2 protein-coding genes are annotated in these 2,571 nt (G+C 44.0%); both read left to right on the forward strand.

Annotated features, from left to right (window positions below; all coding sequences use genetic code 11):
- The first annotated feature begins 316 nt into the window (after positions 1-316).
- A complete protein-coding gene (gene nudC, locus ACR2PX_RS19155) occupies positions 317-1,096 on the forward strand; it encodes an NAD(+) diphosphatase (protein WP_434000963.1) in 780 nt (259 codons plus the stop codon).
- A 244-nt stretch (positions 1,097-1,340) separates the two neighbouring features.
- Positions 1,341-2,372, forward strand: a complete 1,032-nt coding sequence (sohB, locus tag ACR2PX_RS19160) for a protease SohB (protein WP_434000964.1) — start codon at positions 1,341-1,343, stop codon at positions 2,370-2,372.
- Positions 2,373-2,571: the final 199 nt, after the last annotated feature.

The raw sequence follows: 2,571 nt of genomic DNA on the forward strand, positions 1-2,571 counted from the left end.
CTAGGAGCCTGTCGGACTTAGCCGACCGTAGCGAGGAAAAGTCCGGTTTGAGACAGTTTTTATGATTATTTGAGGCGAATAGCGAGCTATTCAACGAAAAGAATCATAAAAAATGGCCAAATCAGGCTTTTTCGCAGTAGGTCAGTGGTAAGTCCGACAGACTCCTAGAAGTTACTGTTTTTGAAATCCTTTGAATGGCACACTATTAACTTACGCTAGGAGCTTTTCTCGGACTTCAGGCTCGATAGCTTAAGCCCGAAGGCTCTTAGTTTGCTAATTGCCGGCTAATGGCTCATCTAAGAGAGCAGAGACATTCATGCATCAATACCAACCTGCTACAGGCTGGACTCCGGACGGAGGTCTTGCTGATCGTTTTTTAATACTTTGTGGTCATGAGATTCTGATGAATTCCACTGGAGAATTCTTATGGGAAAGGCAACCCTGGATGAATGGCCATGAAGTGATCAGAACCGGAAAGCTGGATCGTTTTTCGGTCTCGGTGATAAAAACGGACAGTGCCCCGGATGAGGGGAGTCTTGTCAATGCTCGCCAGTTTATGGCATCGCAGCCTCATGCCATGGCGGCATTCTATAGTCACGCTTCTCAAATTCTAAGATCAAGAAAAGATCATCAATTCTGTGGGCGTTGTGGCAGCCCTTGCAAGTCGAGTGAAGGGGAGTGGGCTAGGGTCTGCTCAGTCTGTGAGATGACCTATTACCCGAGGATTTCTCCTTGCATCATTGTTCTTGTTCACAAAGGGAATGAAGTATTGCTGGTTCAACATAAGCGACATCTTCGTAATACAACGATGCATACTGTCATTGCCGGGTTTATTGAACCCGGAGAAACAGCAGAAGAAGCGGTGGTCAGAGAAATAAGGGAAGAGGTTGGCCTTGAGGTGGGAAAAGTTACGTACCAATTAAGCCAGAGTTGGCCATTTCCCCACGCATTGATGCTGGGCTATCACGCTGAATATCAGTCAGGCGATATTTGTCTGGAGGAAGATGAGCTGGTGAGTGCTGAATGGTTCCAAAGAGATAATCTGCCGGATATACCTCCCAGCTTTACCATTTCACGCCAATTAATAGATCTTTAATATTATACAATCATATCTCATATGGAATATGTGTATTTAAGCTCCGTGCAAGATCTAAACAGTTAAGATAATGAAGGACTGATGTTATCAGTCCGCATCTATTCAACTTGGAACCGTCCGTTTTATTTCTCTTGTTCTGCATTAAGATGAATGAATCTACTGACAAGTAACTTAAGCCATAAAACAAACCCGCATTTTCAGGTATCCTTAGTCCATCATATTGAAATGTATTTGGGAGGCTCTCTTGGAGTATCTAGCGGAATACGGCTTATTCCTTGCCAAAGTGGTCACGTTTGTTGTGGCACTGCTGATCATTATTGTTGCGGCGGCAGCAATGGGGCAAAAGTCCAAAAAGATCAGTAAAGGGCATCTTGAAATCAAGAAACTGAATGAACATTACCAGCACCTGAAAGATGATCTTCAGCATGCCATTCTTGATAAAGAAGGTTTGAAGCAGCTTGCAAAAGACAAGAAGAAAGCTGAGAAGGACAAGAAAAAGGATAAAGACAAAGATTCGAAATCTCGTTTGTACGTCCTTGATTTTCATGGCGATATCAAAGCTTCAGCCGTCAAGTCCCTCAGGGAAGAGATCACAGCGGTACTGTCGGTTATCAATGATAATGATGAAGTGCTCCTGAAACTGGAAAGTGCTGGAGGTATGGTTCATGCCTATGGTCTGGCTGCCTCCCAGCTTCAGCGAATCAGAGATCGGGGTGTTAAATTTACGATTGCTGTCGACAAGGTGGCTGCCAGTGGTGGTTACATGATGGCATGTACTGCCAATCAGATTGTTGCGGCTCCTTTTGCTGTCATCGGTTCTATTGGTGTCATGGCTCAGCTACCGAACATTAATAAGCTGCTTAAAAAGCATGATGTTGATATTGAACTGCATACCGCTGGTGAATTTAAGCGCACACTGACCCTACTTGGAGAGAATACCGAGAAAGGCCGTGATAAGTTCAAGCAGGATATCCAGGATACTCATGAACTGTTCAAAGACTTCATCAAGGAAGAAAGAGAGCAAGTGAATGTCGATGAAGTGGCCACTGGAGAAATCTGGTACGGTCGTCAAGCCCTTGGGAACAATCTGATTGATCAGGTGATGACCAGTGATGAGTATATTTACAGTAAGGTAGACTCAGTGGACATTATCCAGATCAGCTATGAAGTGAAGAAAGGTCTGGCCGGAAAACTGGGACTGGCTGCCGAGACTACTCTGGATAATACCTTTGGGAAAATCTGGGAAAGGATTTCTCAGGGCCGTTATTTCTCATAATCTGCCGATATGAAACCTCAGCTCTTTCAGGACTGAAATCATATCCGGATAAAAAAACCCCGCTGATCATGCCAATGCTGTTCACTTAATGTTTGAAATTAACTGATCAGCTACCAAAATCCGACTGAGAACCCTCAGTCGGATTTTTTTTGTGTCTATTCAACAACTCTTACTTTCAATGGATGAGCTTCAGACGTTT

Origin of the sequence: Endozoicomonas sp. (assembly GCF_051008435.1) — a bacterium.
Taxonomy (GTDB): domain Bacteria; phylum Pseudomonadota; class Gammaproteobacteria; order Pseudomonadales; family Endozoicomonadaceae; genus Endozoicomonas_A.